This is a genomic window from Zobellella taiwanensis (assembly GCF_003012795.1).
In the GTDB taxonomy this organism is placed as follows: domain Bacteria; phylum Pseudomonadota; class Gammaproteobacteria; order Enterobacterales; family Aeromonadaceae; genus Oceanimonas; species Oceanimonas taiwanensis.
Map to the genome: position 1 here is coordinate 1 of NZ_PXYH01000025.1, position 13,482 is coordinate 13,482.

Below are 13,482 nucleotides of genomic sequence, written 5' to 3' on the forward strand. Positions count from 1 at the left end.
GCTTCCTTCAGACCCCACCGTTGGCCAGTGGCGCCCTTGCCAGTCGGATTGTCTTCCCCTCAGTCGGGGTGACGCCATCTTCTTTCAGATGGCCGGGTTTGCCGGCTTCGCCGGGCAAACAAAAAAGGGCGCCGAAGCGCCCTCCATGAACCGGTTCAACTCAGGCGCGGCTGGCGCGCTTGCGATCGTTTTCGGTCAGCAGCTTCTTGCGGATGCGGATGTGGTTGGGGGTGACTTCCACCAGCTCGTCGTCATCGATGAACTCCAGCGCCCGCTCCAGGGTCATCTTGATGGGCGGGGTCAGGGTCAGCGCCTCGTCGGTGCCGGCGGCACGGATGTTGGTCAGCTGCTTGCCCTTGAGGCAGTTCACGGTCAGGTCGTTGGAGCGGTTGTGAATGCCGATCACCATGCCTTCGTATACCTCGGTGGCGTGCTCGACGAACAACCGGCCACGTTCCTGCAGGTTGAACAGGGCATAAGCCAGGGCCTTGCCGGTGGCGTTGGAGATCAGCACGCCGTTGTTACGCTGGCCGATGTTGCCGCCCTTGTGCGGACCGTAATGATCGAAGCTGTGGTACATCAGGCCGGAGCCCGAGGTCAGGGTCATGAACTCGGTCTGGAAACCGATCAGGCCACGCGCCGGCACCATAAAGTCGATGCGCACCCGGCCCTTGCCGTCCGGCACCATGTTGGTCATCTCGGCCTTGCGCTCGCCCAGTTTCTCCATTACAGAGCCCTGGCTGCTTTCTTCCACATCGACGGTAAGGGTTTCGAAAGGCTCCATTTTGACGCCATTCTCTTCCTTGATGATCACCTCGGGGCGGGACACCGCCAGCTCGAAGCCTTCCCGGCGCATGTTCTCGATTAGGATGCCCAAGTGCAGTTCGCCCCGGCCGGACACCCGGAACTTGTCGGGATCCCCGGTTTCTTCCACCCGCAGCGCCACGTTGTGCACCAGTTCCTGCTTCAGCCGCTCCATGATGTTGCGCGAGGTGACGAACTTGCCGTCCTGGCCGGCAAAGGGCGAGGTGTTGACCTGGAAGGTCATGGTCACTGTAGGTTCGTCCACCGACAGGGGCGGCAGGGCTTCCACTGCACCGGCGGCACAGACGGTGTCGGAAATCTTCAGCTCGCCCAGGCCGGTGATGGCCACGATGTCGCCGGCGCTGCCTTCGGCCACGTCGTGGCGCTTGAGGCCCAGGTAGCCCATCACCTGGCCGACCTTGCCGTTACGGGTCTTGCCGTCGGCACCTACTACGGTGACCTGCTGGTTGACCTTGACGGTACCGCGCTTGATGCGGCCGATGCCGATCACGCCCACGTAGGAGGAATAATCCAGCTGGGAGATCTGCATCTGCAGGGTGCCGTCCATATCGGCGTCGGGGGCAGGCACCTGATCCACTATGGTCTGGAACAGGGCGGTCATGTCCTCGGCCGGCTCATCGGCGTCGAGAGAAGCCCAGCCGTTCAGGCCGGAAGCGTAGACCACCTGGAAGTCGAGCTGGTCGTCGGTGGCACCCAGGTTGTCGAACAGGTCGAACACCTGATCCATGACCCAGTCGGGACGGGCGCCGGGCTTGTCCACCTTGTTGATGATAACGATGGGCTTGAGGCCCTGGGCAAAGGCCTTCTGGGTCACGAAACGGGTCTGCGGCATGGGGCCTTCCTGGGCGTCCACCAGCAGCAGCACCGAGTCCACCATCGACATCACCCGCTCTACCTCACCGCCGAAGTCGGCGTGTCCGGGGGTATCGACGATGTTGATGCGATACTCCTGGCCATCGGGAGAGGTCCAGCGGATAGCGGTATTCTTGGCAAGAATGGTAATGCCGCGCTCCCGCTCGATATCGTTGGAGTCCATGACCCGTTCTTCCGCTTCACCGCGGGTTTCCAGGGTGCCGGACTGCTGCAGCAGCTTGTCCACCAGGGTGGTTTTGCCATGGTCAACGTGAGCGATGATGGCGATATTACGTAAATTTTCTAACATTCCTGCCTCAAAAATACCGGGGTGGGTAAAAAATGGTCGGTCATTTTACTCGGAGCACCGGGATCTGCCTAGCAGATTTGAAAATTACTGCGTCCGGCTTCCCAAGCCTGGTGCGATGCACCATGATGGAGGCGCTCGAGGAGCGGTTGCACCAAAAAGATCCAAAAACGCACCAATGTGGTGCATGCCAATCCGCAGCCGTCACCAACCGCCAGAGTAAAACGCTTTCATGACAAGCATTTGGCAACCTGGCACAGTTTTAGCTTTGTATTCTGGCAACTGATGAATTTGTTCATCAGACCCTGGGATAATAAATTTTGGAGGTCTACACCGATGTCAGCTGAAAACGTACTGGCCATGATCAAGGAACACGATGTCAAATTCATCGACCTGCGCTTTACCGATATCAAGGGCAAAGAGCAGCATGTCAGCATTCCGGTCAACCAGATCAACGATGATTTCTTTGAAGATGGCAAGATGTTCGACGGCTCTTCCATGACCGCCTGGAAGACCATCCACGAGTCGGACATGGTGCTGATGCCGGATCCCTCCACCGCCGTGATGGACCCCTTCACCGAAGACGCCACCCTCAACATCCGCTGTGACGTGCTCGAACCCGCCACCATGCAGGGCTACGACCGCGACCCGCGCTCCATCGCCCGCCGTGCCGAGGAATACCTGGTGTCCACCGGCATCGCCGACACCGTGCTGATCGGTCCCGAGCCCGAATTCTTCATGTTCGACGACGTCCGCTTCCATACCGACATGTCCGGCAGCTTCTTCAAGATCGACGACATCGAAGCCAAGTGGAACTCCGGCCGCGACTACGAGGAAGGCAACAAGGCCCACCGCCCCGGTGTGAAGGGTGGCTACTTCCCGGTTGCCCCAGTAGACTCTTCCCAGGATATCCGCTCCGCCATGTGCCTGATCATGGAAGAGATGGGCTTGGTGGTGGAAGCGCACCACCACGAGGTGGCCACCGCCGGCCAGAACGAAATCGCCTGCAAGTTCAACACCCTGACCCTGAAGGCCGACGAAATCCAGATCTACAAGTACGTGGTGCACAACGTGGCCCACGCCTTCAACAAGACCGCCACCTTCATGCCCAAGCCCCTAGTGGGCGACAACGGCTCCGGCATGCACGTGCACCAGTCCCTGGCCAAGAATGGTGAAAACCTGTTCGCCGGCGACCTGTACGGCGGCCTGTCCGAGACCGCCCTGTACTACATCGGCGGCATCATCAAGCACGCCCGCGCTCTGAACGCCATCACCAACCCGTCCACCAACTCCTACAAGCGTCTGGTGCCCGGCTACGAAGCCCCGGTCATGCTGGCCTACTCCGCCCGCAACCGTTCCGCCTCCATCCGCATCCCGCTGGTGGGTTCGCCCAAGGCCCGCCGTATCGAGACCCGCTTCCCGGATCCGGCTGCCAACCCCTACCTGGCCTTCGCCGCCCTGCTGATGGCCGGCCTGGACGGCATCCAGAACAAGATCCACCCGGGCGATGCCATGGACAAGGATCTGTACGACCTTCCGCCGGAAGAAGCCGCCGAAATCCCGACCGTGGCCGTATCCCTGGATCAGGCCCTGGACTGCCTGGACAAGGACCGCGAGTTCCTGACCCGGGGCGGCGTGTTCAGCGACGAGTTCATCGACGCCTACATCAAGTACAAGCGCAAGGAAACCGAGATGATCAACATGGCGGTACACCCGCTGGAGTTCGACCTGTACTACTCGGTATAAGCGTGAAATCCTAAGCTGGATGCCAGTGCAAGGCCCGGATAACACCGGGCCTTTTTTGTTTTTTATCCTTCCCCACAAGTCGGCAAGGTTTTTGCAGTATCCGTAGAAAGCGGCATTTTGCGCGCACCGCCACGGGGCAACCCCCGCCCTGTGTGCCACCGGGTGGTAAAAACGTGGGGACAGGACGACCACCTCGCACCATAATGGTGCAATCAACCCAGGAGGAAAGGGTGTCGACATCCGAAATGAGCACCAGATCGATCATCGACAATCTGCTGACCGCCGTGCTGGTGGTGGATGGCAACCTGCTGGTGCACTATGCCAATACCGCCGCCGAGCAACTGCTGACCCTGAGCAAACGCCGGCTGCGGGATGCCCGGCTGGATCAGTTGGTGGAGGACATTTCCCTCGATATGCGGCGTATCCAGCGCTGTATCGAATCCGAGCAGGGGTTTACCGACAGCGAGGTACAGCTGGTGATCGACGGTGCCCCGCGCTGGGTGGATGTCAGCGTTAATCCCTTCAGCCTCGAAGGCAAGACCCTGGCGCTGATCGAGCTTCGCCTTATCGACCAGCAGAAGAAGATCAGCCAGGAACTACAGCAGCGGGCTCAGCAACAGGCGGCCCGGGAGCTGGTGCGCGGCCTGGCCCACGAGATCAAAAATCCCCTCGGCGGCCTGCGCGGCGCGGCCCAGCTGCTGGAGCGGGAGCTGGACCAGGAAGAACTCAAGGAATTCACCCAGTTGATCATCGCCCAGGCGGATCGGCTGCGCAACCTGGTGGACCGGCTGCTGGGCCCCCAGCGGCCCGGCCTGCGCCAGGTAACCAACCTGCACTCGGTACTGGAGCAGGTGCGCCAGCTGGTGGCGATGGAAATCCCCCAGGACATCAAACTCAGCCGGGACTACGACCCCAGTATCCCCGATTTCGAGATGGATCCGGAGCAGTTGCAACAGGCTTTCCTCAACATAGTGCGCAACGCCGCCGAAGCCCTGGGCGACAGGGGCCATATCCGGATCCGCACCCGCACCGCCTTCCAGGTGATGCTGCAGGGGCGCCGCTACCGGCTGGCGGCCGAGATCCGCATTATCGACGACGGCCCCGGCATCCCCGAGCAGCTGCGCGATACCCTGTTCTACCCCATGGTCACGGGCCGGGAGGGCGGTACCGGCCTGGGGCTGTCCATCGCTCAGGATCTGATCCACCAGCACAAGGGGCGCATCGAATGCCACAGCCGCCCCGGACACACCGAATTTATTATCTATCTGCCGTTACGACGATAGGAGAGCTTTATGGCTGAACTGGTTTGGATAGTCGACGACGACAGCTCCATCCGCTGGGTTTTGGAGCGGGCCCTGGGCCAGGCGGGATTTCGCTGCCGCAGCTTCAGTGACGGAGAAAGCGTGCTGGCGGCCCTGCCCCAGGGCAAACCGAGCGTGGTGGTGTCCGACATCCGCATGGGCGGCATGGACGGCCTGACCCTGCTGGGCGCCATTCACAAGCAGGCACCGCAACTGCCGATCATCATCATGACCGCCCATTCGGATCTGGACAGCGCGGTCAACGCCTACCAGCACGGCGCCTTCGAATACCTGCCCAAGCCGTTCGACATCGACGACTCCGTGGCCCTGGTGCAGCGGGCCGTGGCCCATCTGAAGGAAAGCCGGGGCAAATCTACAACCGCGCCGGCGGAGCCGCTCAACACCCCCGAGATCATCGGCGAAGCCCAGGCCATGCAGGAGGTGTTCCGCGCCATCGGCCGCCTGGCCCGCTCCTCCATCTCGGTGCTGATCAACGGCCAGAGCGGCACCGGCAAGGAGCTGGTGGCCCACGCCCTGCACAAGCACAGCCCGCGGGCCCGCAGTCCCTTTATCGCGCTGAACATGGCCGCCATCCCCAAGGATCTGATCGAATCTGAGCTGTTCGGCCACGAGAAGGGCGCCTTCACCGGCGCCAACAGCGTGCGCCAGGGCCGCTTCGAGCAGGCCGACGGCGGCACCCTCTTCCTCGACGAGATCGGCGACATGCCGCTGGATATCCAGACCCGTCTGCTCAGGGTGCTGGCCGACGGCCAGTTCTACCGGGTGGGCGGCCACCAGCCGATCAAGGTGGACGTGCGCATCATCGCCGCCACCCACCAGGATCTGGAACAAAAGGTGGAGGGCGGCGACTTCCGCGAAGACCTGTTCCACCGGCTCAACGTGATCCGCATCCATATGCCGGCGCTGAAGGACCGCCGCGAGGACATCCCCAAGCTGGCCCGCCACTTTCTGGCCCGGGCCGCCCGGGAACTGGCGGTGGAGGCCAAGAGCCTGCATCCGGACACCCAGGCCTATCTGCAGACCCTGTCCTGGCCGGGCAACGTGCGCCAGCTGGAAAACGTCTGCCGCTGGCTGACGGTAATGGCCTCGGGCCAGGAGGTGCTGATCGCGGACCTGCCGCCGGAGCTGATGCAGAAGGAGCGGGAAAAGGAAAGGGACGCCGGCGGTCAGGACTGGCGCCAGGCTCTGCAGGGCTGGGCCCGCCAGGCCCTGGCCAGGGGCCAGCAGGACCTGCTGGCCGACGCCCAGCCCGAGTTCGAGCGCATCCTGCTCGACTGCGCCCTCGCCCACACCCAGGGCCACAAGCAGGAGGCGGCCCGGCTGCTGGGCTGGGGCCGCAATACCCTGACCCGAAAGTTAAAAGAGTTGCATGGTGACGACAGCCTGGTAGAGGATTAGCCTTTATCTCATCCCCCTCGCCGATGGCCGCCCCGGCGGCTCCGGCAAGGGTCACTGACCGGAGAAGGAAGACACCATGATAGACTCCAGCCTGCCCCTGCTCGACCTGCACCGCCACCTGGACGGCAACATCAGGCCCGCCACCATTCTCGATCTGGGCCAGGCCTTCAACATGGTGCTGCCCGCCACCACCCTGGAGGGGCTGCGCCCCCATGTGCAGGTGCAGGGCAATGCCCCCGACCTGGTGTCCTTCCTCGCCAAGCTGGACTGGGGCGTCAAGGTGCTGGGCAGCTACGACGCCTGCCGCCGGGTGGCCTACGAGAACGTCGAGGATCTGCAGACCGGCGGCATCGATTACGCCGAGCTGCGCTTCAGCCCCGGCTACATGGCCATGAACCACAACCTGGATCCCCAGGGGGTGGTGGAAGCGGTGATCGACGGAGTGGCCGCCGGCCGGCGCGACTTCGGCATTCCGGTGAAACTGATCGGCATCATGAGCCGCACCTTCGGCCAGGCCGCCTGCGAGCGGGAACTGGCCGCCTGCCTGGCCCATAAGGACAAACTGGTGGCCATGGATCTGGCCGGTGACGAGCTGGGCTTTCCCGGCGAACTGTTCAACGACCATTTCAAACGGGTGCGGGACGCCGGCCTGCGCATCACGGTGCACGCCGGCGAGGCGGCCGGCAGCGACAGCATCTGGCAGGCCATTCGCGAGCTTGGCGCCGAGCGCATCGGCCACGGCGTCAAGGCGGTGGAGGACGAACGCCTGCTCGACTACCTGGCCGAACACCGCATCGGCATCGAGTCCTGCCTCACCTCCAACCTGCAGACCAGCACAGTGGCGGAACTCGCCGCCCACCCCATCCACCGCTTCCTGGCAAAGGGCGTGCTCGCCTGCCTCAACACCGACGACCCGGCGGTGGAAGGCATAGAGCTGCGCCACGAATACACCGACGCTGCGGCCCGCGCCGGCCTCAGTGCCGCCCAGACCCGCCAGTGTCAGGAAAACGCCCTGGGGATGGCCTTTATCAGCCCCGCGGAAAGGGCTGCCCTGCTGCTGAAAGCAGCGTCGTAAGCTGTCCGCCATAAGCAAGCCGGGCCGGGCGCAGATGCTGCGCCCGGCCCGGCCTTGTTTGGGTTTTGCTTACCGCTTGGGGGTTGTCAGATCACCCTGGAAAACTGCTGCATCCGGGCCTGGCGGCGCAGATGGACGTCGAAGCACATGCAGATATTGCGGATCAGCAGCCGACCCTTGGGCGCAACCCGGATGGCACCGCTTTCCAGCGTGACCAGGCCGTCGTCCATAAAGGTCTGCAACAGCGTGAGATCCTCGGCGAAGTAGTCGGCGAAGCGAATACCGTATTCCCGTTCCAGGGGAGCAAATTCCAGCTCGAAGTTGCAGATAAGGGTCTTGATCAGATCCCGGCGCAGACGATCGTCCTGGTTCAGGGCATAGCCCACCGTCTGAGCGTGGCCAAGCCGGTCGAGCTGGGCATAGTAGCGCTTCAGATCCTTGTGGTTCTGGGAATAGGCATCGCCGACCATGCTGATGGCGGAAACGCCCAGCCCCAGCAGGTCGCAGTCGCCCTGAGTAGTGTAGCCCTGGAAGTTGCGGTGCAGCTCCCCCTGGCGCTGGGCCACCGCCAGGCTGTCACCGGGCTTGGCGAAGTGATCCATGCCGATGAACTGATAGCCCTGGCCGGTGAGGTAGGCAATGGTGTCCTGCAGCATGGCCAGTTTCTGGGCCGGCTTAGGCATGTCCGCCTCGTTCAGCTTGCGCTGGGCGGCGAAACGGCTCGGCAGATGGGCGTAGTTGAACACCGACAGCCGGTCAGGCGCCATCGCCGCCACCTGTTCCAGGGTATGGCGGAAGCTGGCCGGGGTCTGCAGCGGCAGGCCGTAGATCAGATCCAGGTTGGTGGACACGAAGCCGAGTTCATCGGCCCGCCGCACCAGTGCCTTGATGAAGTCGTTGTCCTGCTCCCGGTTGACCACCTTCTGCACCGCCTTGTCGAAGTCCTGGACTCCCAGGCTGATGCGGTTGAAGCCTTCTTCCTTCAGCACTTCCAGCACCGACAGCTCGATCTCCCGCGGGTCAATCTCTATGCTGTATTCGCCCCGTTCGGCAAAGCTAAAATGCCGGCGCAGCAGGCTGTTGAGACGGCGGATTTGCACCTCGGTCAGAAAGGTGGGGGTGCCGCCGCCCCAGTGCAGCTGGGTCACGGTACGATCGGCAAACAGCGGCGCCAGGCGCTCGATTTCCCGCTCCAGGTAATCAAGGTAAGTGTCGGCCTTGCCCTGGTGACGGGTAATCACCTTGTTGCAGCCGCAGTAATAGCACAGCTTGTGGCAGAAGGGCACATGCACATAGAGCGACAGGGGCCGGCCGGGATAGCGCCCGGCGGCAGCCTCGAACTCGGCCATGCCGAAGGCGTCGCTGAACTCCAGCGCCGTGGGATAGGACGTATAGCGCGGTCCCGAATAGTTGTATTTCTCGATCAGGGACTGGTCCCACTCGATCATTGCTGACATCACCTCTCCTCCCCGGATCAGCGACCGGGCAGTTCCAGGCTGACCAGCCGCGCGACCTCGATTTTTATTTGCGCCTCAAGTTCTTGTTCAAAACCGGCTCGTTGCAGATCCTGGCGCATGCGTTCGTTGCGTTTGAGCTGGTTGCGGGCCTCGTGGGTCGGCATCTCCTTGACCCTGTCATACAAATCGTAGAGTCCAGGGTAGTCGGTGGCAAAGTCCTTCGGCTGGCTGAACTGCAGGGTATTGAGCAGATTGGTCAGGCGAATGGCCCCTTCCGACAGGTTGCACTGGTCGTCACGCACCGCCATGGCGATGGTGCGGATGCTGTCCAGAATGCGCTCGTTGCGCCGATGGATGGCCTGTTGCCGCTGTTGCGTCTGCTGCCTCAGCCGGGCCAGCAGAATGCCCGCGTAAACGGCCAGACCCACTATGATGATGCCGCCCGCGAGGGCGGCCATCAGCCAGGGTGAGATCATGACTTGTCTTCCTTATCCTGGTATTGAGCAGGATCAAGCTCGGCGTCCATAAAACGGCTCCACAGGTCATCCCCGTCCGCCGGGGCAGCGTCGGCCTCGTCGTCGAGCAGGTCGAGCTGCTCCAGCAGCTGCTGGTGGCGGGCCAGGGTACGATCGAGCCAGGCCGCGTCCTCCCGGTCCAGCTTGTCGCCGGCTTCCACCCGATCCAGCAGGGTATTGAGCCGCTCATCGTTCTCCAGCCGCTCCAGCTCCTGCTCAGGGGTCAGCGCCTCGGGCTTGGCGACCCTGACCCTGGCGACCGCCGCCTTGTCCTCGCCCGGAACCAGGGCCACCGGCTTGCGGGAACCCAGGCGCGGATCCTTCTCTACCCTGGTGGCCCCGCCGCCGCCCTCACCGCCCTGGTTGTGGCGGGAGCCGGGCGCCAGCCCCTTGCGCCTGGCCTTGCGCTTGCGTTCCCTGCCCTGCTCGGCGGTTTCCCGATTTTCCTTGCGGGCGCCGATACGACCCGGGTTACGGGTCTTCTTGATGCGTGTCATACAGACTCCGGTTTGTGCAGAAGAATGACATCGGCACCGATGAATTCGATGCCGAGCCCGTCCCGTGCCGCCAGCCAGAGAAAGGTTTCCCGGCTGAAAAAGCTGACATGGGTGGGATCCTGTTTGTAATGCCAGTTGGCAAAAGCCGCCTGATCGCGGGCCAGCTTGGTCATCAGACCGAGCCAGCCACCGGGCTTGAGCAGTGCCAGCAAACGCCGCCATTCCCGCCCGGGATGGTAAAAATGTTCTATCGCCTCGGTGCAGGTGACAAAATCGTACCGCTGCTGCAACCGCTCCGGATAATCCGCATAGTAGGGATCATAGGTGGTGATGGCAAAGCCCGCCTCGGCCAGCATGGCCGCCAGCGCCGGACCCGGCCCGCAGCCGAAATCCAGCCCGTGGCTGGCCGGCGCCAGCCGCGCCGTCAGGGGCTCGGCCAGCCGGCCCAGAAAACGTCGGTAGCCGGCGTCACCGGTATGATTGCAGTGCTGGTCATAGACCGCCTTCTCCTGCTCCGCCGCCAGCCGCTCGGCGGGATCCACAAAAATCAGCCAGCACTGCCGGCAGCGATGATAGTGGCGGCGGTCCTGCCAGAACGGAACATGATCGGAAGAGTCGCAGAGGGGGCAACACAGGTCTTGCGGGTGAGCAGACATCGGCAAACCGGAAAAAGGCGGGGGGCCACGGCCCCCCTGAGAGGTCGGGATTAACGCAGGCCCGCCACGTACTGGGACAGGATCTCGATATCCTGGTCGGTCAGCTTGGTGGCGATGTCGCGCATCATGCCATTGGGATCGTTGTCACGCTCACCGCTGCGGAACAGCTCCAGCTGAGCCTTTATATAGGCCGGATGCTGGCCGGACAGGCGCGGGAACTTGGCGGATTCCAGGCCTTCGCCCCGGGGACCATGACAGGCGATGCAGGCGGTAATGCCGCGTTCCATATCGCCCCCCTGGTACAGGGCGGCGCCCTGTTCGATGACCTCCTCCGGAACTGCTACGGGGGTTACCGAAATGCTGGCATAATAGGCGGCCAGATCGGCCATGTCCTGCTCGGACAAGGGCATGACCATGCCGCCCATGATGGCGTTGGCCCGGCCGACACCGCCAGTGGCCGCGGCCTTGAATTCAAGCAACTGCTTTTCGATATAGGAAGCGTGCTGACCGGCGATCTTGGGATACATGTCGGCCGGGCTGTTGCCGTCGTTACCATGGCAGGCCACGCAGGTGGCGGACTTGGCTTTACCGGCTTCGACGTCGCCCTGGGCCTGTGCGGTACCGGCCACTCCGAGCATTAAGGCTAGCGTGAAAATGATTTTTTTCATGACGTTCCGACTTCTCGTTGTAAGAGCTTCCAGATCACATACCTGATGGGGCATGTTACAATGCGATTTAAAAAACCGCACCATTCTACACGATTTTGCGAGAAAGTAAGCAAGGCGGGTTCAGAACCCCGGGGAATTCACATTGGATAACAAGCAGATAAATTTTAACGCCGCCCGCTTTATTACCAGCGCGCCCAACATCCGGCAGATGCCGGCGGACGCCGGCGTGGAGATCGCCTTTGCCGGCCGCTCCAACGCCGGCAAATCCTCCGCCCTCAACACCATCACCCAGCAAAAAAGCCTGGCCCGCACCAGTAAAACACCCGGCCGCACCCAGCTCATCAACGTATTCGAGCTGAGCGAAGGCAGGCGCCTCATTGACCTGCCCGGCTACGGCTATGCCAAGGTGCCGGAGGAAATGAAGCTGAAATGGCAAGAGGCACTGTCGGAGTACCTGCAACAGCGCGACAGCCTCAAGGGGCTGGTGGTACTGATGGATATCCGCCACCCGCTGAAGGACATCGACCAGCAACTGCTGCAGTGGGCCAGCGACTCCGGACTGCCGGTGCTGGCGCTGCTGACCAAGTGCGACAAGCTCAAGTCCGGCGCCCGCAAGGCGGAAGTGCTCAAGGTGCGCGAAGCGGTGGCCGTGTTCGGCGGCAACATCCGGGTGGAAGCGTTCAGCTCCCTCAAGGGCACCGGCGTCGACCGGGCCAGGGAAGTCCTCACCGAATGGCTGCTGCAGGACAACGCGGCCGAAGAGCAGGAAGCCACCGCCTGATGCGCCTCGACCGTTTTTTGTGCGAAACCACCGAACTGACCCGCTCTCTGGCCAAGAAGGCGCTGCACCGGGGCGAGGTAACGGTGGACGGCCTGGTGGTCAAGAAGGGCGACCTGTCCATCACCGGCCAGGAAGTCCGGCTCCAAGGCCGGCTGCTCGCCCTGCGCGCGCCCCGTTACCTGATGCTGCACAAGCCCAAGGGCTACCTCAGCGCCACCCGGGATGAAGACCACCCCTGCGTACTGGCCCTGTTGCCGGCGGAACTGGCCGACGGCCTGCAATGTGCCGGCCGGCTCGACCTGGACACCACAGGACTGCTGCTGCTCACCGATGACGGCCAGTGGTCGCACCGGCTGCGCTCGCCGAAAAAGGCCTGTGGCAAGGTCTATCGGGTGGATCTGGCCGAACCCCTGGCGGAAGATGCCGCCGCCCGCCTGGAAGCCGGCATCATGCTGCATGGCGAAGCCAGGCCCACCCTGCCCGCCACCCTGGAAGTGCTCGCCCCCACCCGGGTGCTGCTGACCATACAGGAAGGCAAATACCACCAGGTCAAGCGCATGTTTGCCGCCCTGGGCAACCGGGTGGTGGCGCTGCATCGGCTGCAGATCGGCGGGATACGGCTAGACGACAGCCTGGCCGAAGGCGGCTGGCGCCACCTCACCGAGGAAGAAATCGCCGCCATCTGAACCGCTCTCCCGGCCATCGACAACCAGGGGCCACAAGGGCCCCTGGTTCAGTCTTCCTCTTCGCGCTTGCGCGAGGAGCTGCCGAGCTGGTGGGTTTTAAGGTCGTAACGTTCCTTGATCACGTCCTTCACCGTGCCTTCCCACAGCTTGATGCCCACAAAGTAACCGGCCCGGGCCAGCACATGGGCGGCGACCGGCGCCGTCATAATCACAAACACCACCACCGCCAGGGCGCGTACCACCACGCTGGCTTCCGGAAAATAGACCGCAAAGCCGCAGGCCATCAGGCCCGCTCCCAATGCGCCGGCCTTGCTGGTGGCATGCATCCGGGTCAGCAGGTCCGGCATGCGGATAATGCCCAGCCCAGCCAGCAGTATCAGGAAGGAGCCGAGCAGCATGAACAGGCTGGTGACAAGTTCAGTCATCATCGCGCTGGCCTCCCCGCTCCAGGTAACGGGCAAAGCCCACCGCCGCCATAAAGGACGTCAACGCCAGCACTATGGCCACGTCGATCAGCGCCGGCGTGTCGTAGGCCACACTATAGAGCAGGATGAAACCCACCGTCATGGAGGCGATGACTTCCAGCGCCACCACCCGATCCGGCAGGGTCGGGCCGAGCAGCAGGCGGACCGTCGCCAGCACCAGCCCCAGGCTCAGGAACACGAAAGACAAGGTAAGGACAAAGTCGAACATAGGC

The 13,482-nt window shown here is 63.0% G+C and carries 14 protein-coding genes; 6 read left to right on the forward strand and 8 right to left on the reverse strand.

Annotation, left to right across the window (positions count from 1 at the left end; all coding sequences use genetic code 11):
* Window positions 1–160: 160 nt before the first annotated feature.
* Window positions 161–1,987 carry a translational GTPase TypA gene (typA, locus tag C7I36_RS14745; protein ID WP_106454457.1) on the reverse strand — a complete coding sequence of 609 codons (1,827 nt, stop codon included), beginning with the start codon at window positions 1,985–1,987 and terminating at the stop codon, window positions 161–163.
* Window positions 1,988–2,320: 333 nt separating this feature from the next.
* On the opposite strand from typA, the gene glnA reads away from it, so the two are divergent.
* The 4 genes from glnA (at window position 2,321) to add (ending at window position 7,525) form a co-directional block, all read left to right on the forward strand.
* Window positions 2,321–3,730, forward strand: coding sequence for a glutamate--ammonia ligase (gene glnA, locus C7I36_RS14750; RefSeq protein WP_106454458.1), 1,410 nt, complete (start codon window positions 2,321–2,323; stop codon window positions 3,728–3,730).
* 230 nt (window positions 3,731–3,960) lie between these two features.
* Window positions 3,961–5,013: a nitrogen regulation protein NR(II) gene (glnL, locus tag C7I36_RS14755; protein ID WP_425445051.1), complete on the forward strand. Its 1,053-nt coding sequence runs from the start codon at window positions 3,961–3,963 to the stop codon at window positions 5,011–5,013.
* A 9-nt stretch (window positions 5,014–5,022) separates the two neighbouring features.
* Window positions 5,023–6,450 carry a nitrogen regulation protein NR(I) gene (glnG, locus tag C7I36_RS14760; RefSeq protein ID WP_106454460.1) on the forward strand — a complete coding sequence of 476 codons (1,428 nt, stop codon included), beginning with the start codon at window positions 5,023–5,025 and terminating at the stop codon, window positions 6,448–6,450.
* A 76-nt stretch (window positions 6,451–6,526) separates the two neighbouring features.
* Window positions 6,527–7,525 carry an adenosine deaminase gene (gene add / locus C7I36_RS14765; protein WP_106454461.1) on the forward strand — a complete coding sequence of 333 codons (999 nt, stop codon included), beginning with the start codon at window positions 6,527–6,529 and terminating at the stop codon, window positions 7,523–7,525.
* An 86-nt stretch (window positions 7,526–7,611) separates the two neighbouring features.
* Here add and hemN read toward each other — a convergent pair whose 3' ends face one another.
* From hemN to C7I36_RS14790, 5 genes are read right to left on the reverse strand one after another with little or no spacing between them, the layout of a single operon-like run.
* Window positions 7,612–8,982 (reverse strand): oxygen-independent coproporphyrinogen III oxidase, encoded by a 1,371-nt coding sequence (gene hemN, locus C7I36_RS14770; RefSeq protein WP_106454462.1) that lies wholly within the window; start codon window positions 8,980–8,982, stop codon window positions 7,612–7,614.
* 17 nt (window positions 8,983–8,999) lie between these two features.
* Window positions 9,000–9,443 carry a DUF2489 domain-containing protein gene (locus tag C7I36_RS14775; RefSeq protein WP_181256400.1) on the reverse strand — a complete coding sequence of 148 codons (444 nt, stop codon included), beginning with the start codon at window positions 9,441–9,443 and terminating at the stop codon, window positions 9,000–9,002.
* Between the two features lie 11 nt (window positions 9,444–9,454).
* Entirely contained in the window at window positions 9,455–9,994 is a 540-nt protein-coding gene (yihI, locus tag C7I36_RS14780; protein WP_106454464.1) for a Der GTPase-activating protein YihI, read from the reverse strand.
* On the reverse strand, window positions 9,991–10,650 hold the full coding sequence (locus tag C7I36_RS14785) for a class I SAM-dependent methyltransferase (RefSeq protein ID WP_106454465.1): 660 nt from the start codon (window positions 10,648–10,650) through the stop codon (window positions 9,991–9,993). Before C7I36_RS14785 ends, yihI begins: the two co-directional genes overlap by 4 nt.
* Window positions 10,651–10,700: 50 nt before the next feature.
* Window positions 10,701–11,318, reverse strand: coding sequence for a c-type cytochrome (locus C7I36_RS14790; RefSeq protein WP_106454466.1), 618 nt, complete (start codon window positions 11,316–11,318; stop codon window positions 10,701–10,703).
* A 142-nt stretch (window positions 11,319–11,460) separates the two neighbouring features.
* On the opposite strand from C7I36_RS14790, the gene yihA reads away from it, so the two are divergent.
* Together yihA and rsuA are read left to right on the forward strand one after the other, a co-directional pair.
* Complete coding sequence (gene yihA / locus C7I36_RS14795) at window positions 11,461–12,099, forward strand: ribosome biogenesis GTP-binding protein YihA/YsxC (protein ID WP_106454467.1); 639 nt, start codon at window positions 11,461–11,463, stop codon at window positions 12,097–12,099.
* Complete coding sequence (gene rsuA, locus C7I36_RS14800) at window positions 12,099–12,785, forward strand: 16S rRNA pseudouridine(516) synthase RsuA (protein ID WP_106454468.1); 687 nt, start codon at window positions 12,099–12,101, stop codon at window positions 12,783–12,785. The genes yihA and rsuA overlap by 1 nt, the downstream gene beginning before the upstream one ends.
* Window positions 12,786–12,832: 47 nt before the next feature.
* Here rsuA and mnhG read toward each other — a convergent pair whose 3' ends face one another.
* Both mnhG and C7I36_RS14810 read right to left on the reverse strand, forming a co-directional pair.
* Complete coding sequence (gene mnhG, locus C7I36_RS14805) at window positions 12,833–13,213, reverse strand: monovalent cation/H(+) antiporter subunit G (protein WP_181256394.1); 381 nt, start codon at window positions 13,211–13,213, stop codon at window positions 12,833–12,835.
* Window positions 13,203–13,478, reverse strand: a complete 276-nt coding sequence (locus tag C7I36_RS14810; protein ID WP_106454469.1) for a cation:proton antiporter — start codon at window positions 13,476–13,478, stop codon at window positions 13,203–13,205. Before C7I36_RS14810 ends, mnhG begins: the two co-directional genes overlap by 11 nt.
* Between the last annotated feature and the right edge of the window lie 4 nt (window positions 13,479–13,482).

Bases quoted from the DNA above. Each gene is read 5' to 3' on its own strand.
- typA (WP_106454457.1), bottom strand. From the start codon at position 1,987: ATGTTAGAAAATTTACGTAATATCGCCATCATCGCTCACGTTGACCAT.
- glnA (WP_106454458.1), top strand. From the start codon at position 2,321: ATGTCAGCTGAAAACGTACTGGCCATGATCAAGGAACACGATGTCAAA.
- glnG (WP_106454460.1), top strand. From the start codon at position 5,023: ATGGCTGAACTGGTTTGGATAGTCGACGACGACAGCTCCATCCGCTGG.
- add (WP_106454461.1), top strand. From the start codon at position 6,527: ATGATAGACTCCAGCCTGCCCCTGCTCGACCTGCACCGCCACCTGGAC.
- hemN (WP_106454462.1), bottom strand. From the start codon at position 8,982: ATGTCAGCAATGATCGAGTGGGACCAGTCCCTGATCGAGAAATACAAC.
- yihI (WP_106454464.1), bottom strand. From the start codon at position 9,994: ATGACACGCATCAAGAAGACCCGTAACCCGGGTCGTATCGGCGCCCGC.
- C7I36_RS14785 (WP_106454465.1), bottom strand. From the start codon at position 10,650: ATGTCTGCTCACCCGCAAGACCTGTGTTGCCCCCTCTGCGACTCTTCC.
- C7I36_RS14790 (WP_106454466.1), bottom strand. From the start codon at position 11,318: ATGAAAAAAATCATTTTCACGCTAGCCTTAATGCTCGGAGTGGCCGGT.
- rsuA (WP_106454468.1), top strand. From the start codon at position 12,099: ATGCGCCTCGACCGTTTTTTGTGCGAAACCACCGAACTGACCCGCTCT.
- mnhG (WP_181256394.1), bottom strand. From the start codon at position 13,213: ATGATGACTGAACTTGTCACCAGCCTGTTCATGCTGCTCGGCTCCTTC.
- C7I36_RS14810 (WP_106454469.1), bottom strand. From the start codon at position 13,478: ATGTTCGACTTTGTCCTTACCTTGTCTTTCGTGTTCCTGAGCCTGGGG.